Source organism: Borrelia puertoricensis, from assembly GCF_023035875.1.
In the GTDB taxonomy this organism is placed as follows: Bacteria; Spirochaetota; Spirochaetia; order Borreliales; family Borreliaceae; genus Borrelia; species Borrelia puertoricensis.
Map to the genome: position 1 here is coordinate 15,335 of NZ_CP075400.1, position 21,586 is coordinate 36,920.

Below are 21,586 nucleotides of genomic sequence, written 5' to 3' on the forward strand. Positions count from 1 at the left end.
AAGCTTTAGACCTGAGTATTATTACAGATAGTAAAAAAGGAAAACAAATCTCATGAAAAGAAAAGTTTTCCTCAAATGACTTTATTTAGCTATGTATTTATTATTAAATCTTAATTAGTTTTTCTTAGCTTCAAGGATCTGCCTATAAGTAGTTACAGAAGGATCTGCAGAATTAAATTTCATAGAATCTTTAACTTCCTTAAGTCCTCTGTCAATTGTTTTTCTTATTGCTATTGTAAGAGTACCCAATGCTTTAGTTACAGTACTTACAGCTGCTCCCTTAACTGCAGCAGTAACCTCCTCGGTTCCAGCATTATCATTAGCGAATTTACCACCTTTAGTCATAGCTCTTAACGCTATTCCTCCTGCAATAGTTGAATCCTTAGGAGCAACAGTAACATTACCACTTGTTTCTTTAGCTAATTTAGCAGAATCATCATTATCTTTAACCATAGCTTGTAAGATGTCAGCTCCAGTTACAGCTCCAACAGCCTTAAGAGCATCAACAGCTGATTTTTTAGGATCATTAGCAATAGCAAACACCTTACCTGCCTCACCATCAGCAGCATTATTACTTCTATCTCCAAGATCATCAGCTTTTTTTTCGGTACCCGCCTCAGGATTTCCTTTGCCTTGAAGTACCACATCCACAATTGATTTAATACCCTTTACTAACTTATCGACTTCAGTACCAGCAGCACCACCGTTATTCTGAGCAGCAACATTACCAAGCAGGTCATTAGTATCAGAACCAATAGCCTCACTAACAGTTTTAGAACCCGCAATTATCTTATCAAGAGTATTAGTAATTAGAGATTGTACAGCGGTATCAGTAGCCTCTGCATTAGGATTATTCTCAGATTTCATATCAGCAATAATTTTCTCAAGAGATGTCTTAGTTGTTGTTAAGCTTTTTTCTATAGTCTTAAAGTAGTTCCCAACATCAGACTTTTTAGTAGTATTATTAAAACCTAAAATCCCTCCAACCATATCAGAAAGGGAAGTGAAAACATTTAAGAAGTCATTACCTAAACTAATAAGAGATTTTAAGAATCTACTCTGAGGATTCTCAGCATTAGTACTCCCACTGCCACATCCAAGAAGTAAAAATAAAGTCAAAAATAACGCACATAAAGTAATTCTTTTCATTATCACGTGCCTCCTTTTTACCTCAGGAAGGCAAGTTATAACTAAAAGGAAAACTCTTCTCTATTCATGAGAGTTGTTTTCCTCAAATGACTTTATTTAGTTATGTATATTTTATTAATAATTATTTATTATTGTCCACTAGTCGCTGCTTCTGTAGGTGTAGTAGAATCTGCAGACTTATCTTCTTGTGTAACTGTAGCAAGAGCATCGCTTATTGACTTTAACCCACTATCAATAGTATTTCTTATTGCTATTATTAGAGTACTTAATGTTTTGTTCACAGCATTAGCAGCAACCCCTTTAGCTGCATCATCTTCGATCTTATTATCACCAGTATCCTTAACAATAAATTTACCATCCTTAGCCATTGCTCGTAGTGCAATAGCTGCTGATATTACTGCATCCGTAGCCTCACTAACTTTACCATCTTTCTTAGCATCAGCATTAGCAACAACAATAGCTTTCAAGATGTCAGCACCGGTTACAGCGCCAATAGAAGCACTAACAGCCGCTACATGTTTATTTTCAGCACCATTATCAGCCTAATTTTTAGCCTCAAATAACTTACCAATATTCTTTTTATCATCATCAACAGGATTAGTTTTATCTGCTTGTCCATTACCTTCTTTTATTACCAAATCAACAATTTGTTTAATCCCTTTAACAAGATTCTTTATACTCTCTGCATCAGTAGTAGCCCCAACAACAGCATTAGCCTTTACAACTTCACCAACAGCTACACCAGCAGCCCCACTAACAGCTGTTTTAGCCCCTTCTGCAATCTTGTCTAATGTGCCTGTAATAAACGTATCAACAACTTCCTTTATTTTTACATAATTACCATTCTTTTCAACTTGATCTTGTAACTTCTCTTTAACTGTTTTCATAGTTTTTTCAATATCAGTGAAATAGTTACCAATGTCAGATTTCTTAGTCTCAGCATTAATACCCAAAGCCCCAGTAATCATATCAGAAAGAGAAGTAAAAACATCTAAGAACCCTTTACCTAAATTAGCAATAGAAGTTAAGAAAGTGGTTTTAGGATCTTCCATCTTAGTAGTACCACTGCCACAACTAAGAAGTAAAAATAAAATTACAAATAAGCAATATAAATTATCATTAAATGATAAAACAAGATAAAAACAATGAATAAATATAAGTCTAAAAGGTAAAAATAATTAAAGAAATCTTAAAGATTATAACAAAGTAATAAAGGAAGTAAAGAAAGAAATCAAGAAACAAAAAAAGCTAAGAGAAAAAAACTCTTAGCTTATTATTTATAGACTTTATTTTATAAGAAAATAACGATTGATTAAAAACTAATCTTATAATAATTTATCTCTTAGTTAAGGTTTCACAGGTGTTGTAAGCGCATTAATTGCAGATGTTACTGCAGCTTCAGCATCCTTTAACAACGCATCAATAGATGTGTTGAGAGCCTTAAGTTCATTACCACCTTTACTGCCATCACCAGTTATATCTATAGCTTTTTTTGCATCATCACTTGTAGCAGCACCACTTGCCACACCAAGTGTAGCGGCTTCGCCTTTCAACTTGGCTAAGAATTCTGTACTTTTAGTTTTAGCCTCAGTAACCTTTGTCTTAAGCACAGCAGAAATTGCGACATCTTTTTCTAATTCTGTCAATTTAGAACTCACAGTCAATACTATCTGAAACACCCCTGCAATTAATGTAGTATTATGACCATTACCAGCATCATTGGTTAAAGGACTTTGATCTTGATTTTGAATTTTCTTACCAATAGCTTTAGCTAGTGTATCAATGGACTTAACTAAAGAATGAATTTCTTTAACACTCTTAGCAAAAGCAACAGAGTCTTTGATGTTCTTAGTTATTTTAGCTAAATCAATAACAGTGCCATCAGATTTAGCCACTTCATCATCTGTAAGATCTTTTCCTGAAGTATTACAAGAAATAAGTAAAAATAAAGTCATTAATAACGCACATAAAGTAATTCTTTTCATTATTACGTGTTTCATTTTTTACTCAAGGGAAAGTTAAATATAACTAAAAGGAAAACAATTCTTATGAAGAGAAAAGTTTTCCTCAAATGACTTTATTTAGTTATGTATTTGTTATTAATAATTTATTATTGTCCACTAGCTGTTGAGTCTGCAGGTGTAGTAGAATCTACAAATTTATCTTCTTGTGTAACTGTAGCAAGAGCTGCATTAATTGTTTTCAATCCACTATCAACAGTATTTCTTATTGCTATTATTAGAGTACTTAAAGTCTTACCAACAGCACTAGCAGCAACACCATTAACTGCATTAGCAGATTTATCTTCATTATTCTTAGCAGCAAATTTACCATCCTTAGCCATAGCTCGAAGTGCTATACCAGCAGCAACAACCGCGTCTTTTTGGTCTGCTTTTAAATCTTTACTATCAGCCTTAGCAGCCGCAATCTCAGCAGCATTCTTTGCTTGATCAATATCAACTCCACCAGCAGCAGCATCACCAGAACTAGCAATAGCTTTTAGAATATCAGCGCCGGTTACTGCTCCGATTGAAGCACTAGCTGCAGCAGCATGTGATTCTGTACCATCAGCGGCACCTTTCCCAAGCAACTTACCAATTGATTTCCTCTCAGTATCTTCAATTTTAGCACCATTAGCATCTGCATTTCCTTTATCCTTTAAAACTACACCAACCATTTCTTTAATTCCTTTAACAAGAGCGTTGACACTTGTAGCATCTGCGGGTTTAGCATCCTCATTTTTAACAGCATTGCCAATAGTAACATCACCAGTAGCCCCTTTAGCAGCTGTCTTAGCCCCTTCTGCAATTTTATCTAATGTGTTAGTGATAAAGGTATCAACAACTTCCTTTACTTTTAGATAATTCCCATTCTTAGCAACTTGATCTTGTAACTTCTTTTTAACAGATGTCATAGTGTTTTCAATATCATTGAAATACTTACCAATGTCAGATTTCTTAGTATCAGCCTTAATACCCAAAGCCCCAGTAATCATATCAGAAAGAGAAGTAAAAACATCTAAGAACCCTTTACCTAAATTAGCAATAGAGTTTAAGAAAGTGGTTTTAGGATCCTCAGCACTAGCACTCCCACTGCCACAGCTAAGAAGTAAAAATAAAGTCAAAAATAACGCACATAAAGTAATTCTTTTCATTATCACGTGCCTCCTTATTAACCTAAAAGGGAACAAGATGACTAACAACCTCTGATAAACATAAAAACAAAAACTAAGATTATAGTGCCTATAATCTCACACTGTAACTGTGTGCAATATAACAATTAGAAATATTAATTGTTATTAATAAATAATTAAAGAATCTTGTTAAGAAAATAACTGATATGTAGTCAAATAAAGAAAAGGTTTACTTAATTCAAAATTACTTACTTAACAATGAATACACTATAGACATTAATGTTAAAAAAATTCCTATATTTAGGGTAATTAGAGTTCCAAACATCCAATTATGTAATCTTGATGTACTTTTAAATTCTGATGCGGTTTTATCAAGTTTATTATCAAGCTCCACCCTATTAATTTCCATATCTTTTCTAACAAGAGAAACCTCATTTCTAACATTATCGATCTTATTATCAAGATCCTTAATGTCAGATTTTAACTCATTTCTAACATTATCAATCTTCACATTTAAGTTATTCTCAACAGAGTCTATTTTGTTATCAAGTTCGGTTTTCACAAAAATAACTTCAGATTTTAAACTACGCTCTAACATTTCAAGCTTAAGGTTAAAAGTAGTCTCTAAATACTCAATATCCCTATAAGTCAGTTCATTACGGTAATATCTTTTAGAGAGATCATTCGCAATAAAATCTTGCATACCCATCTTAACAAATTCTTGGTATATAATCTCCTCTGTAATATGCCCATTAAAAATTTGTGTACTCTCAACAGAATGTAGTGATGAATCTTGCATAAAAGCTCCTTATGTAATCATTATATAATATCTTAAGTATGATAGGAACCTTATGTTAGTAATATGTAATTTAAGAGGGTACCTAACCATAACATAAATGTTTAGTCTATTTTTTTATCTTATAAAAAAACTCAAATGTAGTCTTACAATCAATCTGTTGTTAAAGGATTGCTATCACTATGATTTAGGACCTGAGTATGATTACAGATAGTAAAAAAGGAAAACGGTTCTCATAAATAGAGAAATAGTTTTCCTCAAATGACTTTATTTAGTTATGTATATTTTATTGATAATTATTTATTATTGTCCACTAGCTGTTGAGTCTGCAGGTGTAGTAATTTCTGCAGACTTATCTTCTTGTGTAACTGTAGCAAGAGCATCACTAATTGACCTTAACCCACTATCAACAGTATTTCTAATAGCAATAATAAGAGTACTTAAAGTTTTACCAACAGCATTAGCAGCAACACCATTGACTGCATGAGCAGATTTTTCTTCATTACTCTTAGCAGCAAACTTACCACTCTTAGCCATTGCCCGAAGTGTTATGCCAACAGCAATAATTGCATCTTTCTTTGCTGAATCTTTAATTTCTTTTTTATTATCTTCCTTCTTAGCAGCAGCAATACTTGCAGCATCTGTCGCCGCCTCAATATCTTTGCTATTATCAGCAGTCTCTCCAGACTTAGCAATAGCTTTTAAGATGTCAGCCTCAGTTACTGCTCCGATTGATGCACTAGCCTTAGCAGCCTCAGTTTCAGTAGCACTATCCTTATTTTCAAATAATTTTCCAATGTCTTTTTTATCACCTTCTGCTGTTTTAGTAGCAGTAGCATTTCCCTCATTTGATTTTAAAACTACGTCAACAATAGTTTTTATTCCTTTAACTAGACTCTTTATACTCTCTGCATCAGGACCATTCCCAGCAGAATCAGATTTCACGACTTCACCAACAGCTCCACCAATAGCCCCTTTAGCAGCTTCCTTTGCACCAGCAGCAATCTTGTCTAATGTGCCTGTAATAAACGTATCAACAACTTCCTTTACCTTTGAATATTTACCATTCTCTGCCACCACAGTGTTTAATTTCTTTTTAACTGTATTCATCGTTGTCTCGATAGAAGTGAAATACTTACCAATATCTTCCTTTTTAGTCTCAGCCTTAATGCCAAAGACCCCAGCAACCATATCAGAAAGAGAAGTAAAAACATCTAAGAACCCTTTACCTAAATTAGCAATAGAAGTTAAAAATGTGGTTTTAGGATCCTCAGCACTAGCAGTACCACTCCCACAGCTAAGAAGTAAAAATAAAGTCATCAATAAATGCACATAAAGTAATTCTTTTCATTATCACGTGCCTCCTTATTACCTCAAGGGGAATAAACGAATAATAAGCTTTGATAAACATAAAAACAAAAACTAAGAACATAGGCACTATAATCTTAAAGATATTGAGCATGATATAACAATCAACTATGTTGATTGTTATTAATAAATAATTAAATAATTCCGTAAAAAAATAATTGACAGAAAATCAATTAAATAAATTTACTTTACTAATAATGACATTAATGCTAAGAATATTCCTATATTAAGTGTGATAAGGGTACCAAACATCCAACCATGAAGTCTTAATGTACTCTTAAATTCTGATGCGGTTTTATCAAGTTTATTATCAAGATCCATCCTATTAATTTCCATATCTTTTCTAACAAGAGAAACCTCATTGCTAACATTATTAATCTTATTATCAAGTTCATTAAATTTAGTATCAATCTTATTATCAAGCTCCTTAATGTCTGATTTTAGTTCACTTCTAACATTGTCAATCTTGTTATCAAGTTCATTAAATTTAGTATCAATTTTGTTATCCAGGTCGGTTTTGACAGATTTAATCTCAGCGTGTAAGAGTGATTCAACTTTTTCAAGTTTTATATCAAAGTTTTCTTTTAAGAATTCAATATCTTTGTAAGTCAGCTCATTACGATAATATCTATAAGACAAATCAATAGCAATATCTCTTTTAATACCGGCTTTAGTAAGTTCAGCTATAACCATTTGTTGAGTAATAACAGGCTGTGCAAGTCCCATAAAAAACTCCTTATGTAATTATTATATAATATTTTAAGTATTATAGAAACCTTATTTTAGTAAAATGTGCTCTGAGGGTACGCATACTTAGAGTCAATAACATATATGATGCTGATAGGCTATCTAATGAATCATCATCACTCTTACCATCTCCTTTGTACTTATAAATATCAGATATAGCTGACTTACTTGAATAATCCATAATACTAAGTTTAGATGTTGCAAATGGCTCTATTAACGTAGCAATTCTAGTAAATTTATTACTTATAGGTTTAATTGGAGCAATTTTAAAATTATGACTCATACCCGCCCTAAGTTTAAGAAACATTTTAGTCACATTCCCATGCCCAGAAACGTTATCCCTATCTTCAACATATAGTTTGTGTACATTAAGATTTGTAAGTATAGTTTTAATTGTATTTAACATCTTAGGATCACCTACTGGTAACTTTTCTTGAAAAATAAATGCATAATAACTTTGATCTACTCGCTCCAAAACACAAAGGGCTGTATTATCTCCTCCTATACTATATGCAGGATCTAAATATGCTATTGGGGATATAAATTCATGCTTACTTGTAAGATTAACATTAGTAAATATAAAGTCACAGGACGGGACCCATTCTCCAAGTAGAACCCTTGCTTTATATGTTGGAATGTCCCTGTAAATCTCTTCTTGGGTTTTAATAAAATCTGAAGGTATTAATTCATTATCATATGTTGTAAAGTTATATGTAAAGTAAATTTTTGTATTATCAATATAATTCCTTTTAAAGAAATGCTCCGGGCTGTCAGGATTGGTATCAAATATAATTGCCTGCATTCCTACTCTAAGCCTTTTTAAACATTCTATTAATGTTTCTTTATGCAGTGTAGTTGCTTCATTAACGTAAATAAGCGCCGAATTAGACCCTCTAAACCGTTCAAAATCACTCACCTTATCTCCTCCATACAGATTAACTTTTAGTGAGTCTATTTCAAAATATGATGTGTTAGAAAATTTTGGCTTAAAGGATATCTTAAGCATACTAGCAATCTTTTCAAACTGCCCTAAAACATTAATCTTTAATCATTTTTGTGAATTACCCAAAATAAAATTATTTGTATCTTCCTTGTATAGATGTCTATTCTTAATTAGAGTTTTGAGATATAAATAACAAGCCAAAAATGTTTTTCCACTTGCTATATCATCAGATAAAATGATATTGGTTTCTCTATGTTTCTCAATACTATTTAAAACATCATGTTGATTTGAAGTTAAATATTTACTTGCAAATCCTTTAAAATCAATTATTATCTTATTTGGTTTAATAAAAGACGTAATATCAATATCAAATGAACGTTTATATTCTCTTTGCATCTCTCTAAATAACGGTAACTTGTATATATCCACACTATATCCTCTAGATTGTAAATTTATTTTGTGAATCAATATCAGTAGCTTTTAATTTAACCATTACTTGATAAAGTAAATTTATTTGCTTAAGTTCCTTTGCACGTTTAACATTATTAAGTTCTAATATCTTATTACTAATCTCTTCATTATCTTCATTACCAAGCTCTCTCTTAAGATCTATAATCTGACTCTCTAATATCTCTATCTCTTGACTATAAGATTTAAGTTCCAATTCCAAATATCTCTTAAATGAAGCGGTAAACTCAATTCCTAACTAATTTTTGACTATACTGAACTGGCTTTTAATATTACTTGCTTGCAAATTACTCTCAGATGCCCGAATTAAAATATTAATTAGTGTATCTTTACTTATTGTTAGTTTGGAAGCACTATCCATATTATTAACATCTCTACTTTCCCATTTACGTCTCATCTTACACATATTAGCACGACTGACTCCCATATCTTTTACAATATCACTAAGCCTATCTTCATTAAAATACACAATATAATCATCAAATGACTTCTTTTCTCTATTCATCTTTCTTTAACCCTGTTTTAAGTAAACTCAATTTAATTTTTGTTAACTAATTTTAACATAAACTATATAACACAAGTAATAAGATTATAAGAATCTATACATTATTAAAACAATATATTATTATATTAATAATTAATTAAATAAATTAATAAGGAGAATCTTTATATGAATAAATATATAAAATTAGTGATAATTTGTAGCACACTGCTGTGGTGATAATCAATCTCTAATAACAGAAGAACAACGAATAGCAAAAACAATAAAAGAAAACATACCAAAAGGAATAGATGCATCAGCAAACACAATACAAGCAACAATAATAGCAGAAGAAAAACGAATAGCAGAAGAAAAATTTAAATCTTTCATAAACGCATTTGATTTCGCATATAGTCATCATAGTTCAATAATCAACCACCAGTATAAACAAGGATACACAGACTTTAAAACATGGCTTGAAAATAATCCACAAAAACAAAAAGAATTGGCTGATGCGTTTACTGAAGCTTATGATTTCTTAGAGGAACAAAGAAAAAAACATGCACCTAACGAAAAGTTTGATGAATATATAACAAATGCTATTCTTGCTAATGATGGTAATGGTAAGATTTCATATAATACTCAAAACGGTAAATATGGAAACACCGTAGCTCAATACTTTGAGGAAAGGACGTTTGGGGGAAATTCTATAAGTATCTTCTTTGCAGCACAGCTTATAGAAAGTATAACCACATCATTCAAAACCAAAAGCAATGAAAAAACTTTCGAACATGTTATAGCAAACATATCGTATCAAACAAGTCAGTTGAAACAATACTGGCCAGAGGAAACAAATTAGTCACAAGAAACAATAGAATTTAATAAAAGTAAATTAAGATAGTAGCAAATCTATTATCTTAATAATAAATAAGTTTTTAAGTCAAATAGTGGATAAAATAGAGAATTTAAGAAAAGAGATTTAAAAAGAAATGGGTAAAAGGATTAAGAAAGTGTGTAAGTAAACATTTTGTTAACTTGAGGTTAACATAGAGAGAGAAGTTAAAATATAACACAGAAGAATGCCATTGCAAAAAGAGAATTAGGCAAACAAGCAATATAAAGTAAAAATAAAAGTATTTGTAAGGAAAAGGAGAAAGAGTACTAGATATATTCCCTAAGTTCTCAAAAAAATAACATTTATATTTATTACAAATACGTATAACAGCATATTTTATATACAATGAAGACCTTTAAAAATTGACTCTACGTATAAGTATTTGCTAATATTTTCATATACCTCGATACTACTTCCCATTTCAAAATTTTTACCAACTTCAAAGTAAAGACATAATTTGACCTTTAAGTATTTATTTACAAAAAATTATTTGTTAAACTTTAAATTTTAATAATTATTTGATTTATAATAAATATAAATTTTTCAAGATTTAACCAATATTTCAATTTTTATTTATAAAAGTAACAAACTAAATCTTAATCAAGCATAAATATACGCTTAGACGTTAAAGAACACTAAATTGCAAATTTTTATACTTTTCTATGTAATAATGAATACATAAAAAATGACACCCCCATTGCTTTCTTTGTACAATTCTTATATCTTAAAGACCTATTAACCACAATTTAGTTGACTTTCATAACAAAGATAATAAAACCTTCGGTTTTTTAAAAAAAAAACACAATCACAAAACTAACCTGGCTAAAAAATCCCTTTCAACGCTGCTTCCCACCTCCATTAATCTCAAGTTGACTTGATTTTACAAATTTTAAAAATTCGAACTTAAAATCTACATCACATAGCTCCTCATATACAAAACTATTTTTCAAAAAATCCCTGATAATATCACTAAGCTTGTATAACTCAATATTTTTAATATCAATATCACTATTTGACTTTAAAGATTTGGCAATACTAATTACATCCCGCTCCAATCTTGAAATATCAACCATTACATAACTAATAAAATCATCACTCTTATCAATTACACAGTTGACCAGCTCACCACCTATGATAAAAAATAAATTTCCCTTATCTAAACCTGTACAGAGTAGCTGCATTTGTACTTGAACATAATACTTGAAGAAATATTTATCTTCTAAAAAATTAGAAAGTCTATTGTATTCAAAAGCAGCACTTTTTAAGTAAAAATTATCAATAAATTTGATCTCAAGTAACTCGGCTTCGCAATCGCTGTTCACAAACCATCCATCAATTATCAAACCAACTAATGTCTCACAGTCCTTAATTTTTTAAAGTAATTACATTTATCAATACCGTTTGCATATTTGTTTTTATGTAACACCTCAATATTACCCACGTGCATACGCACAAATTCTTCAAATCCTAGGTTTTCTAGCTCCTTTCCCTTTCTCATGCTCAAGTTATCTTCAAATGGTATTTCCCTTCCTATAGCTTTAAGTATTCGCTCTCGCATTAATTTTTCTAAAGCACCAGCACCACTAAACATGCTTCCAACTTCACTTGCTCCCATACGCTTTAACGATTCTCTTTGCATACTAAAGTCAACCTTACTATTAAATTTAAAACATTCATTCTTACCAATTTTTGGTAATTTACGTCCTACCTTATTTATTTTACTTAACTGTTTTTGTTTACTTTTAAGATTTTTTTGACTTTGATATGCAAAAGATTCAAAACCCTTAAACACCATTTGTCCGTACAAATCAAATTGTTGCATCTCTACCCCCGTTCTTTGATTATTTATTTTTATTACATTTATGTTTGTCATATCAACCGTCTATATCGGTTATTTACAAATAAAAATAACATAACAAAAAATTATTTTTGTAAAAGATTGGTTTACTTTTCGGTAATAATTACGTTATTATGGTTAGTAATAATAAACCAAAAAAACAATAGGAGCTTAAAAATGAAAAATACAAAAAAACCTACCAACAAACACCAACATAAATTAATCGTTTTAGTATCAACACTAGATTACGTGAACTTAAATATTCAGCAATACACTCAAAGCAACATACTTTATTACTTTAATAACAATATGAAAAAAAACGACCAAAAACCTATTAAACTTAAAACTCTACAAAGCTATCTCTATAAATTAGAAAAAGTATTTAAAGTAACAATTAATTATTACAAACATTTGGGTGTTAACATGGGTACTGAAATTCATTACAAACTTAAATACTCTAAAAAAGAATGTTACCGAATAATCAATAAACACTTTAGAGATAAAAAAGAAGAAAGACACAAAAACCGTGTTAGTGTATATCTTGAAAAGACTTGTACTAAAAATAGCAGTGTAGAAAAATGGGAGTGTTCTAATAATACTTATAATAATAAAGAAAAAGATAAGAACAACGTAAAATCTATAGAAAAACTACAAGTAAAAAAGTACGCTAAGAAATGCAATTTTAAATCAAATGCTTTCCTTTCTATTTTGAATTTAGAAGCGAACAAAAATTTTAAAATTCAATTACTGAAAGCAATTAAAATAGCTGAAAATAGTGAGTACAAAAGAATAAATGATATTAAATCAAATAACAGTAAACTTAAGAGTAAGCAAAAAGAATTAAGTAAAATACTAGACGAAATAAAAGCTGGTCTAGAGAATAAAGGGTATGACACCAAGCAATTAGAAACCCAAATACAAAACGTATATGAACAATATAAAAATAAACCCCACTTTATCATAGAAAAAAATAAATACAATGATTTAAAGAAGATAATAGGAAAACTTAAAAAAACAGTTGAATTTGCTAATAAAAACACACAGAAAAATGAGAGAGACATTAGGGATAATATCTTTAGCATACTTCTTGAACAATTAAGACATAAAGTAGAAATGTCGGTTTTGGTACCAATATTAAAGAATTATTTAAGCAGACAGAACAAATTAGAATATGACAAGGTATTTAGTAACCATTACTACTATGAACTTTTAGAATTAATGGAAGATAATAAAAATTATTTACAATTGGAAGAATCTAAAAAAATTACAAGTTAAGGATTAGTTATGCAGAGCGTGTTAGAATGCCTTAAAGAGAAAAAGTTAGAAATTAAGGATAAAGTAAAAAGCAGAGGTCTTTTTATAAAAATAGAAAAAATTGATAACAAAACAATATATCACACAAAGATAATGAATGATTTCTATGCGTTTGGAATTGATGAAAAACAAAAGGATAAATTCTTTATTTCATTTAGAAAGCTATTTAATCAATTAAAAGTAGAGTGGTTTAGTTTATTTCCTATAAAAGAAAGTGATAAATTTTTAGGCATTCATTATGGCTATAGAAAGCCTTTACAAAACATTATAGTAAGATATGAGCATGAAGGAGTATCTAAAACATATACCTTTTCAAAAGTTTATTACATAGAATTTAGATTTAAAAAAGGAAGTGTGTTTTGTTATATTAAGGGAATTTATCGTTTAATTAAAAAAGAAAGGTTACAGACAACTTATAATAATTTGCTGCTTAGTCGAATGCTCAATTTAGAAGAACAAGTATATGAATTTTATAATAAGAAACTACCTAAAGGAGGCATTATAACTAAATGGATAGAAAAAAACCTAAAATAATTACTATTGCTTCAATTAAAGGAGGTGTTGGGAAAAGTACAAGTGCTATAATATTTGCAACTCTTTTGGCAAAAGATCATAAAGTACTTTTAATCGATATGGATACTCAAGCATCTTCTACTAGCTATTTTATTAATACAATAGAAAAACAAAAAGTGGATATTATTCAATATAATATATATGAGGTAATAAAAAATAATATAAATGTTAACGAATCAATTATCAATATCTATGATGGTTTAGATTTAATTCCAAGTTATTTGAGTCTGTATCAATTCAATGCAGAAACGATTTTATTTAAAGAAATGAGATTAAAAGAAAATTTAAAATTACTCAATATCAAATACGATTATATAATATTAGATACTAATCCAAGTTTAGATTTTACTTTAGTTAATGCTTTAGTTGTTAGTAATTATATTATAGTTCCAATGACGGCTGAAAAGTGGGCTGTAGAGAGTTTGCAATTATTAGAGCATTTCATTAAAAAGGCAGGATTTAAAATACCTATATTTTTAATTGTAACAAGATTTAGAACCAATAAAACGCATAAATATTTGTTAAACTTAATAAAACCTAGAGAAAATTTTTTAGGTTCTATCAAGGAACGAGAAGATTTAAATAGAAAAATAGCCAATAATGCTACTTTTGATATTGATAAAGATTATATAAAAGAATATCAGGATATTTTTAATAAATTTTTAAAAAAAATAAATACAGTATAGGTTTTTCGTCCATTTAATGGACAAAAGGAGGATAAAAGTGCAAATTCAAGTAAATGATAGAGTTTTAAAAAAAATTGATAGCGAAGAAGAATTAAGGATTTATTATAATAGATTAAAGGAAAATTTTATAAATTCTTTTAAAAAGGAAATAGTCTATAAAATAGAGTGTATGAAGATCTTAAAGGAAATAAAGGATAATGAGTATTATAAGATGGATGGATTTAAGACTTTTGATTCATTTACTAAAAATTTTAAAATAGCAAGGAGTCAGATATATAACTATTTAAAGTTAGCAGGTGCCATGGAAAATGGACTTATCAGTGAAGAGTATCTATTAGAGAATGGTATTAATGATTCGCTTGATTTAATAAAGAATAAGGAAAGATCAACACTTAAAACATCAAAACAAAATCCAATAAAGCCATTAAAATTTCAACTTAAAAAACAAGAAAGTTATGATTTTTACAAACAAGATTCAAAATTTATAGCGTTCTTTTTAGATGAAATTTTTTCAAATCAGAAAGATTTACTTGACAAGCTTCTGAAAAAATTTAAGGATTTAAAAAATGAATGATAAGCTTTTATAGCTATTTAAATAGCAGTTGATTTTACTTTAATTTTGATGTATTGTACTATTAGTAGGTTCTCTTTTTGAACTACCTATTTTTTTTTGGTTATTTTGTTGAGGCAATAGGCCTTACTTAAGTATTTTATCAAGACTTCTTAAGTAAGGCCTATAATTTTTTTATTCTTAAGTTTTAAATACCACACTATTAAAACTTAAGAATAAAAAAATTATAGGAGTTAATCACAACAAATAAAATAACAAGAAATAAAATATAAAATACAAAACCTAGAATGTGTAAAGCAGTTAAGAAACTAAATAAACAACAAAGAAAAAAATAACAGATATAATAATAAATGAGCAAAATTCAGTAGCAAATGAAAATCAAGTAAAAAGAGACTTTCTAAAGTCTCTCTACAGTTTACGTATGAATTTAAGTAGTGTTGCTAAGAACCTTAATGGATATGGATATAAGTATCAAGATTTTAATGAGATAATAAGGGAAATCAAGAGTGTTATAAAGAGCAATAATCTAGATATTGATTTTGTACAATATCCAACTATAAAGAATTTTGATGGTGATTTAGTTAAGGTTATTACAACAACATTTTACAGTCCAAGTAGTGGTTACTGTGAGTCATTTGATACGACTATTTATACAGAAGAATTTTTTTCTCTAGGCGCCAAGAATCAAAATATATTACCTCAATTTATAGGTTTATGTATGATATACACTAGAGGATATGCTCTTGTAGGATACTATCAATTGAGAGTGAAATTGACACTAATGCTAGTTCCTTGGAGCGTATTTAAGAAGCTAATGAAGAACAAGCTAGTAGTGTAAATGTTCCATCTATAAATTCTCTAAAGAAAGATAAAGGTATTAGTAGTAAAGAAGCAAATACTAAATTAGTAATTAAAAGCACAATAAAACAGCAATCTGTGAGTTATACATCTATAACTAAGCTTGAGAGTTTCCTTAAACATATACCGCTAAGTATCCTTATTATAAGGAGTTGTTACAAGTATCTAAGAGAATGCATTCGGTATTAGATGAGATACCTTTTGATAATTTAGAGATAATAGATAAGTTTTTATTACAATTACAGAGTGATGATGATTCTAATATATTCAGTTATTTTGAAACTAAACCAGAGCTTAAAACTATAGAATATTGGACCGAGTTTATAAATAATTATTTAACTTATTTTATCTTTTAACGAGAACTTGGATTACTTTCATTGCAGAGTTCTAAGAATAGATTCTTAAAATCTATTCTTAGTTTAAGTAATGGATTCTTAAATGTTTTTACTTCCCTTTCTGATATGGTTGGAGGGGTTTTAGGGTTTAATACTGCTACTAAAAAGTCTGACGTTGGGAACTATTTTAAGACTATAGAAAAAAGCTTAACAACAACTAAGACATCCCTTGAGAAAATTGTTGCTGATATGAAATCTGAGAATAATCCTAATGCTTCTGCAGTTGAGAGTGCTGTAACTAAATTAGTTGGTGAATCACTTAGTAAGATAATTGATGGAGCAAAGACCGTTAGTGAGGCTGTTGGTACTACAGGTGATGACCTACTTGGTAATGTTGGTGCTACTAATGCTGCTGGTGTTGCTGGTACTAAAGTTGATGAATTAATAAAAGGGATTAAATCAATTGTTGATGTGGTACTCGGAGATAAAGGTAATCCTGAAGCAGGTGATAGTAAAAAAGCCGAAGATGGTTCTACTGCAAGAACCGCTAATGCTGGTGCGGGTAAATTGTTTGCTAACGATAATGCCGGAGCTGCAGCTGCTGCAAAAAAATCAGCTGCTGATGCTGCTAAGGCTGTTGGGGCTGTAACTGGTGCTGACATTTTACAAGCTATAGTTAAAAGTGGCTCTAGCGCAGCAGCTGATGCTGCTAAGGCTAATGCTAAAGATGGCACCATTGCAGGTGCTATTGCATTAACAGCTATGGCTAAGAATGGTAAATTTTCTGGTCCTAGTGCTGAAGCTGCTGAATATGCTCCGGCAGTTAAAGGGGTGGCTGTAAGTGCTGTTACTAAAGCATTAGATACTCTCACCATAGCAATAAGAAACACTATTGACTCAGGCCTTAAAACTGTTAAAGATTCTATGAAAATTAATCCTACTGATACTCCCGTAACTAATGATAAGCAGACCCCTGAAACTAAAAATTAATAACAAATACATAATTAAATAAAGTCATTTTAGGAAAACTTTTCTCTTCATAAGAAATTGTTTTCCTTTTGTGTTTATATAGTCTTTCTGAGGTAATAAGGAGGCACGTGATAATGAAAAGAATTACTTTATGTGCGTTATTTTGACTTTATTTTTACTTCTCAGTTGTGGCAGTGGTACTACTAGTGCTGGGGATCCTAAAACCACTTTCTTAACTTCTATTGCTAATTTAAGTAATGACTTCTTAAATGTTTTTACTTCCCTTTCTGATATGGTTGGAGGGGTTTTAGGGTTTAATACTAATACTAAGAAGTCTGATGTTGCAGTTTACTTTAAAACTGTTCAGGAGACTCTTTCATCTACGAAGAGATCCCTTGAGAAAATTGTAGAAGACATGAAATCTGAAAATAATCCTAATGCTTCTAAAACTGAGACTACTGTAAGAACATTAGTTGATGATACTCTTAGTAAGATAATTGATGGTGCTAAAACTGCTAGTGAGGCTATTGGTTCTGATGCTAGTGACCTACTTGGTAATGTTGCTGCTGGTGGGGCTGGTGCTGCTGCCGGTGCTAAAGGTGAAAATGTTGAAAACTTAATCAAGGGAATCAAACATATAGTAGACATAGTTCTTAAAGGCAAAGGAAGTGCTGATGCTGGTACCGATAAAAAAGCTGATGATCTTGCTGCAAGAACCGCTAATGATGGTGTAGCAAAACTATTTGCTTCTGATAATGCTGGTGATGAGGCCAATTTAAAAAAAGTTGCAGCTGATGCAGCTAAAGCTGTTGGAGCTGTAACTGGTGCTGACATATTACAAGCTATAGTTAAAGATGGTGGTGCTGCTGCTAAATTGGCTATTAATAATACTGCCTCTGCTGGTGGTGTTGCTACTGCCGATAATGCAAAAGATGCAACTGTTGCAGGAGGCATAGCTTTAAGAGCTATGGCTAAGAATGGTAAATTTGCTGGTTCTAGTGATAATGCTAATGATGATGCTAAAAAAGCAGTAGAGGGAGCAGCTCTGAGCGCAGTAACTAAAGCATTAGATACTTTAACTATTGCTATAAGAAACACTATAGACGGGGGGCTTAAGACTGTTAAAGATGCAATAAAATTTAATTCTACTGATACCTCTGTAACTACTGATAAGCAGGTTCCTGAAACTAAAAGTTAATAATCAAAATTATTAATAACAAATACATAACTAAATAAAGTCATTATTAGGAAAACTATGTCTCTCTTTATGAGAATTGTTTTCCTTTTCCTATATCTTGTTCCCTTTTGAGTAAAAAAGGAGGGCATGTGATAATGAAAAGAATTACTTTATGTGCGTTATTAATGACTTTATTTTTACTTTTCAGTTGTGGCAAGTGGTACTACTAAGATGGAGGATCCTAAAACCACTTTCTTAAACTCTATTGCTAATTTAGGTAAAGGGTTCTTAGATGTTTTTACTTCTCTTTCTGATATGATTACTGGGACTTTTGGTATTAAGGCTGACACTAAGAAATCTGACATTGGTAACTATTTCACTTCTATTGAAAAAACTATGATATCTGTTAAAAAGAAGTTACAAGATCAAATTGCTACTAATGGGAATTATGAGAAAGTTAAGACAGTTGTTGATACGTTTATTACGGGCACATTAGACAAGATCGCTGAAGGGGCAAAAGAGGCATCAAAAGGGGCTACTGGTGAGGCTATAGGAAATGCTACTTCTGCTGGGCATGGGGCTACTCCTGCTGACAAAGACTCTGTTATCTCATTAGTTAAAGGAATTAAAACTATTGTTGATGTGGTTTTAAAAGATAAGGGTGATGCAGGTGCTACTAAAACAGGAGATGATAAAAAAGCAGCAGCTGATGCTAAAGAAGAAAATATTGCAAAGGCATCAGCTAGTATTGGAGCGGTCACTGGTGCTGACATCCTAAAAGCTATTGCTAACTCTAAAGAAAACCCTAATACTGATAGTAATGAGGGAATAGAAAAAGCTACAGATGCTGCTGAGATTGCTATTTCTAAGGCTGTTGCTAACAAAAAAGAGATTAAAGAGGCAGGAGCTAAGAAAGATGCTATTATTGCTGCTGGAATAACTCTAAGAGCTATGGCTAAGGATGGTAAGTTTGCGGCTAATAACAATGCTAAAGATGCTGATGCAGTCAATGGTGTTGCTGCTAATGCTGTGGGTAAAACTTTAAGTACTCTTATTATTGCTATTAGGAATACTGTTGATAGTGGTTTAAAGACAATAAGTGAAGTACTAGCAGCAGTTAAACAAGAAGATAAATCTGTAGATTCTACTATACCTGCAGACTCAGCAACCGGTAGCCAGCAATAATAAATAATTATTAAAATATACATAACTAAATAAAGTCATTTGAGGAAAACTCTTCTCTTTATGAGAATTGTTTTCCTTTTAGTTATATTTGTCCTTCCCTGAGAAAAAAGGAGGCACGTGATAATGAAAAGAATTACTTTATGTGCGTTATTAATGACTTTATTTTTACTTCTTAGTTGTGGCAGTGGGAGTACTAAGATGGAGGATCCTAAAACCACTTTCTTAGATTCATTAGTTAAGATAGGTCATGGGTTTTACGAGATTTTTGGTATTTTTGGTAATGCTATTGGGGATGCTTTTGGACTTACAGCAGTTAAATCGGGTGACAAGAAAAGTAAAGTTGGTGAACACTTTGATAAGATAAAAAAAGGTTTGGAAGATACTAATGGGAAATTAAAAGAGCTATCAGGTGAAATATCTGGAGCAAAGAATGCTAATAGCAGCACAATTGAATCTGTTAAGAGTGCAATTAACAGTGCTAATGATGTCTTTGAACAACTAATTGCTGCTCTAATTACACTTGCTGATGTAACTAAAGAAGATGTTCTGCTTGGTGGTCATAATAATAATGCTGCTCCTGGTGCTGCTGATGAAAATGACGTTAAGACTATTATTGAAAATGTAAAGACAATTATTGAGGTAGCAGATAAGTCTGATGTAAAGATTGAGAAAGGGACTGAAGGTGGTGCTATTACTGCTAATGCTTCTACTGATGCCCCTGCTGTTCTTGGTGGTAATAATGCTCATGCTGCTGCTGGAGCTGGTTCTAAATTAGCTGATGAAGTAACTAAAGCTGATCCATGGGCTATAATAGATAAGATTAAAAATGCTACTGCTACTACTCCTGCTAAACTTAACGGTGCCAATAATGAAGTTGGAGCACTTGCTGCTTCTAATGACAAGGCTGATGCTGCAGCTGGTGCTAAAAGTAATGCTGATCTAGTAGCAGCAGTAGCCCTCAAAGCTATGACTAAGAATGGTAAATTTAGTGCTGTTGATGCTGATAAAGATATTGTTAAGGCGGCAGCAGCTAGTGCTGTAAATAAGGTACTGGGAATACTTGATTTTATAATTAGGAAAACAGTAAGTAGCAATCTAAATAAGATAAAAGAAGCTGTTAAGGGGATACAGTACTCTGAGACTACTACTCAATCAACAGAAGCTAGTGCCGCTCAACCTACTGCTACTAAATAAATTATCTAATTAAATAATCTAAATAAAGTCATTTGAGGAAAACTCTTCTTTTTATAAGAATTGTTTTCCTTTTATTTGTTTTGCCCCTTTGAGGTAATAAGGAGGCACGTGATAATGAAAAGAATTACTTTATGTGCGTTATTTTTGACTTTATTTTTGCTTATTTCTTGTAATACTTCAGGAAAGAATCTTACAGATGATGAAGTGGCTAAATCTGATGGTACTGTTATTGACCTAGCTAAAATAACTAAGAATATAACAGACACTGTTGCTTTTGCTAAAGATGTTAAAGAAATTCATTCTTTAGTTAAATCCATTGATACACTAGCTAAAGCTATTGGTAAGAAGATAGTTGCTGGTGGTGCTACTGGTACTGTATCTAATAAGAATGCTTCTTTGGTGGCAGGAGCATATAATGTAATAGTTGCAGTAGAGACTAAGTTGGGAGAATTAGAGAAGAAAGTTGGGCTTTCTAGTGATTTGAAGGGTAAAGTTACTGCTGCAATGGCTGCAGGTACAAAATTTTTGACTACGTTAAAGGGAGCAACTAATGAGATTGGACAAGATGAGACTACTGATGAAAATGCAAAAAAAGCTATAGATATAAGTGATGCTACTGGAGATAAAGGTGCCAAAGATCTTATTGCCTTGAACACATCAGTTAATGAGTTGTTAACGGATGCTGAAGCTGCAGTAACGTCTGCTATTAAGGAGCTTGCAAGTCCTGTTAAACCCTCTAACTAAGGATAAATTATTATTATAAGATTAGTTTTTAATTAATAGTAATTTTCTTATAAAATAAAGTCTATAAATAATAAGCTAAGAGTTTCCTTCTCTTAGCTTTTTTTGTTTCTTTATTTCTTTTTTTACTTGTTTTAGCATTGATTTTATCTTGTTTTATCTCTTA

General features: G+C 30.9%; 21 protein-coding genes and 4 pseudogenes. 12 read left to right on the top strand and 13 right to left on the bottom strand.

Going from position 1 to position 21,586, the window contains the following annotated elements:
* Positions 1-114 precede the first annotated feature (114 nt).
* From bpuSUM_RS09355 to bpuSUM_RS09405, 11 genes and pseudogenes are all read right to left on the bottom strand, one after another.
* Entirely contained in the window at positions 115-1,149 is a 1,035-nt protein-coding gene (locus tag bpuSUM_RS09355; RefSeq protein WP_247068226.1) for a variable large family protein, read from the bottom strand.
* A gap of 128 nt (positions 1,150-1,277) precedes the next feature.
* Positions 1,278-2,300 (bottom strand): annotated as a pseudogene (locus bpuSUM_RS09360) (variable large family protein).
* Between the two features lie 195 nt (positions 2,301-2,495).
* Positions 2,496-3,134 carry a Vsp/OspC family lipoprotein gene (locus bpuSUM_RS09365; RefSeq protein WP_347343319.1) on the bottom strand — a complete coding sequence of 213 codons (639 nt, stop codon included), beginning with the start codon at positions 3,132-3,134 and terminating at the stop codon, positions 2,496-2,498.
* Positions 3,135-3,259: 125 nt separating this feature from the next.
* Entirely contained in the window at positions 3,260-4,303 is a 1,044-nt protein-coding gene (locus bpuSUM_RS09370; protein WP_430644697.1) for a variable large family protein, read from the bottom strand.
* Positions 4,304-4,526: 223 nt separating this feature from the next.
* Positions 4,527-5,081 (bottom strand): Bdr family repetitive protein, encoded by a 555-nt coding sequence (bdr, locus tag bpuSUM_RS09375; RefSeq protein WP_347343320.1) that lies wholly within the window; start codon positions 5,079-5,081, stop codon positions 4,527-4,529.
* A 300-nt stretch (positions 5,082-5,381) separates the two neighbouring features.
* Positions 5,382-6,398 (bottom strand): variable large family protein, encoded by a 1,017-nt coding sequence (locus tag bpuSUM_RS09380; RefSeq protein ID WP_247068228.1) that lies wholly within the window; start codon positions 6,396-6,398, stop codon positions 5,382-5,384.
* A gap of 231 nt (positions 6,399-6,629) precedes the next feature.
* Positions 6,630-7,172, bottom strand: coding sequence for a Bdr family repetitive protein (gene bdr / locus bpuSUM_RS09385; RefSeq protein ID WP_247068230.1), 543 nt, complete (start codon positions 7,170-7,172; stop codon positions 6,630-6,632).
* A gap of 40 nt (positions 7,173-7,212) precedes the next feature.
* A pseudogene (locus bpuSUM_RS09390) lies at positions 7,213-8,565 on the bottom strand (PBSX family phage terminase large subunit).
* A 10-nt stretch (positions 8,566-8,575) separates the two neighbouring features.
* On the bottom strand, positions 8,576-8,800 hold the full coding sequence (locus bpuSUM_RS09395; protein ID WP_247067940.1) for a hypothetical protein: 225 nt from the start codon (positions 8,798-8,800) through the stop codon (positions 8,576-8,578).
* Between the two features lie 42 nt (positions 8,801-8,842).
* Positions 8,843-9,109: a DUF603 domain-containing protein gene (locus bpuSUM_RS09400; RefSeq protein ID WP_247067942.1), complete on the bottom strand. Its 267-nt coding sequence runs from the start codon at positions 9,107-9,109 to the stop codon at positions 8,843-8,845.
* A 219-nt stretch (positions 9,110-9,328) separates the two neighbouring features.
* Positions 9,329-9,475, bottom strand: coding sequence for a hypothetical protein (locus bpuSUM_RS09405; RefSeq protein WP_247067943.1), 147 nt, complete (start codon positions 9,473-9,475; stop codon positions 9,329-9,331).
* Positions 9,476-9,515: 40 nt separating this feature from the next.
* Here bpuSUM_RS09405 and bpuSUM_RS09410 point away from each other — a divergent pair, with 40 nt between their 5' ends.
* Positions 9,516-9,944: an Mlp family lipoprotein gene (locus bpuSUM_RS09410; protein WP_347343314.1), complete on the top strand. Its 429-nt coding sequence runs from the start codon at positions 9,516-9,518 to the stop codon at positions 9,942-9,944.
* An 872-nt stretch (positions 9,945-10,816) separates the two neighbouring features.
* Here the strand turns inward: bpuSUM_RS09410 and bpuSUM_RS09415 are convergent.
* The gene (locus bpuSUM_RS09415) at positions 10,817-11,323 is read right to left on the bottom strand and encodes a hypothetical protein (protein ID WP_247067945.1); all 507 of its coding nucleotides are present in this window, start codon (positions 11,321-11,323) and stop codon (positions 10,817-10,819) included.
* A gap of 5 nt (positions 11,324-11,328) precedes the next feature.
* A complete protein-coding gene (locus tag bpuSUM_RS09420; protein ID WP_247068232.1) occupies positions 11,329-11,853 on the bottom strand; it encodes a hypothetical protein in 525 nt (174 codons plus the stop codon).
* A 141-nt stretch (positions 11,854-11,994) separates the two neighbouring features.
* Between bpuSUM_RS09420 and bpuSUM_RS09425 the strand changes: the two genes are divergently transcribed.
* The 11 genes and pseudogenes from bpuSUM_RS09425 to bpuSUM_RS09475 all read left to right on the top strand — a co-directional run bounded on the left by bpuSUM_RS09425 (position 11,995) and on the right by bpuSUM_RS09475 (position 21,423).
* The gene (locus tag bpuSUM_RS09425) at positions 11,995-13,092 is read left to right on the top strand and encodes a plasmid maintenance protein (protein ID WP_247068234.1); all 1,098 of its coding nucleotides are present in this window, start codon (positions 11,995-11,997) and stop codon (positions 13,090-13,092) included.
* Positions 13,093-13,101: 9 nt separating this feature from the next.
* Positions 13,102-13,665, top strand: a complete 564-nt coding sequence (locus tag bpuSUM_RS09430; RefSeq protein WP_247068235.1) for a DUF226 domain-containing protein — start codon at positions 13,102-13,104, stop codon at positions 13,663-13,665.
* A complete protein-coding gene (locus tag bpuSUM_RS09435) occupies positions 13,641-14,390 on the top strand; it encodes a ParA family protein (protein WP_247068237.1) in 750 nt (249 codons plus the stop codon). The genes bpuSUM_RS09430 and bpuSUM_RS09435 overlap by 25 nt, the downstream gene beginning before the upstream one ends.
* A gap of 37 nt (positions 14,391-14,427) precedes the next feature.
* Positions 14,428-14,964: a chromosome replication/partitioning protein gene (locus bpuSUM_RS09440; protein ID WP_247068246.1), complete on the top strand. Its 537-nt coding sequence runs from the start codon at positions 14,428-14,430 to the stop codon at positions 14,962-14,964.
* Between the two features lie 343 nt (positions 14,965-15,307).
* Complete coding sequence (locus bpuSUM_RS09445) at positions 15,308-15,799, top strand: ERF family protein (RefSeq protein WP_430644699.1); 492 nt, start codon at positions 15,308-15,310, stop codon at positions 15,797-15,799.
* A 172-nt stretch (positions 15,800-15,971) separates the two neighbouring features.
* Positions 15,972-16,175, top strand: coding sequence for a hypothetical protein (locus bpuSUM_RS09450; RefSeq protein WP_247068257.1), 204 nt, complete (start codon positions 15,972-15,974; stop codon positions 16,173-16,175).
* A gap of 9 nt (positions 16,176-16,184) precedes the next feature.
* Positions 16,185-17,144 (top strand): annotated as a pseudogene (locus bpuSUM_RS09455) (variable large family protein); the annotation flags it as partial.
* A 130-nt stretch (positions 17,145-17,274) separates the two neighbouring features.
* Positions 17,275-18,321, top strand: a complete 1,047-nt coding sequence (locus bpuSUM_RS09460; RefSeq protein WP_247068259.1) for a variable large family protein — start codon at positions 17,275-17,277, stop codon at positions 18,319-18,321.
* Between the two features lie 164 nt (positions 18,322-18,485).
* Positions 18,486-19,485, top strand: a pseudogene (locus bpuSUM_RS09465) (variable large family protein).
* A 120-nt stretch (positions 19,486-19,605) separates the two neighbouring features.
* Complete coding sequence (locus bpuSUM_RS09470) at positions 19,606-20,679, top strand: variable large family protein (protein WP_247068297.1); 1,074 nt, start codon at positions 19,606-19,608, stop codon at positions 20,677-20,679.
* 114 nt (positions 20,680-20,793) lie between these two features.
* Positions 20,794-21,423, top strand: a complete 630-nt coding sequence (locus tag bpuSUM_RS09475) for a Vsp/OspC family lipoprotein (protein ID WP_347343321.1) — start codon at positions 20,794-20,796, stop codon at positions 21,421-21,423.
* The last annotated feature ends 163 nt before the right edge of the window (positions 21,424-21,586 follow it).

Bases quoted from the DNA above. Each gene is read 5' to 3' on its own strand.
- bpuSUM_RS09425 (WP_247068234.1), top strand. From the start codon at position 11,995: ATGAAAAATACAAAAAAACCTACCAACAAACACCAACATAAATTAATC.
- bpuSUM_RS09370 (WP_430644697.1), bottom strand. From the start codon at position 4,303: ATGAAAAGAATTACTTTATGTGCGTTATTTTTGACTTTATTTTTACTT.
- bdr (WP_247068230.1), bottom strand. From the start codon at position 7,172: ATGGGACTTGCACAGCCTGTTATTACTCAACAAATGGTTATAGCTGAA.
- bpuSUM_RS09460 (WP_247068259.1), top strand. From the start codon at position 17,275: ATGTGCGTTATTTTGACTTTATTTTTACTTCTCAGTTGTGGCAGTGGT.
- bpuSUM_RS09430 (WP_247068235.1), top strand. From the start codon at position 13,102: ATGCAGAGCGTGTTAGAATGCCTTAAAGAGAAAAAGTTAGAAATTAAG.
- bpuSUM_RS09400 (WP_247067942.1), bottom strand. From the start codon at position 9,109: ATGAATAGAGAAAAGAAGTCATTTGATGATTATATTGTGTATTTTAAT.
- bpuSUM_RS09420 (WP_247068232.1), bottom strand. From the start codon at position 11,853: ATGACAAACATAAATGTAATAAAAATAAATAATCAAAGAACGGGGGTA.
- bpuSUM_RS09405 (WP_247067943.1), bottom strand. From the start codon at position 9,475: ATGAAAGATTTAAATTTTTCTTCTGCTATTCGTTTTTCTTCTGCTATT.
- bpuSUM_RS09380 (WP_247068228.1), bottom strand. From the start codon at position 6,398: ATGACTTTATTTTTACTTCTTAGCTGTGGGAGTGGTACTGCTAGTGCT.
- bpuSUM_RS09355 (WP_247068226.1), bottom strand. From the start codon at position 1,149: ATGAAAAGAATTACTTTATGTGCGTTATTTTTGACTTTATTTTTACTT.
- bpuSUM_RS09435 (WP_247068237.1), top strand. From the start codon at position 13,641: ATGGATAGAAAAAAACCTAAAATAATTACTATTGCTTCAATTAAAGGA.
- bdr (WP_347343320.1), bottom strand. From the start codon at position 5,081: ATGCAAGATTCATCACTACATTCTGTTGAGAGTACACAAATTTTTAAT.
- bpuSUM_RS09475 (WP_347343321.1), top strand. From the start codon at position 20,794: ATGAAAAGAATTACTTTATGTGCGTTATTTTTGACTTTATTTTTGCTT.
- bpuSUM_RS09365 (WP_347343319.1), bottom strand. From the start codon at position 3,134: ATGAAAAGAATTACTTTATGTGCGTTATTAATGACTTTATTTTTACTT.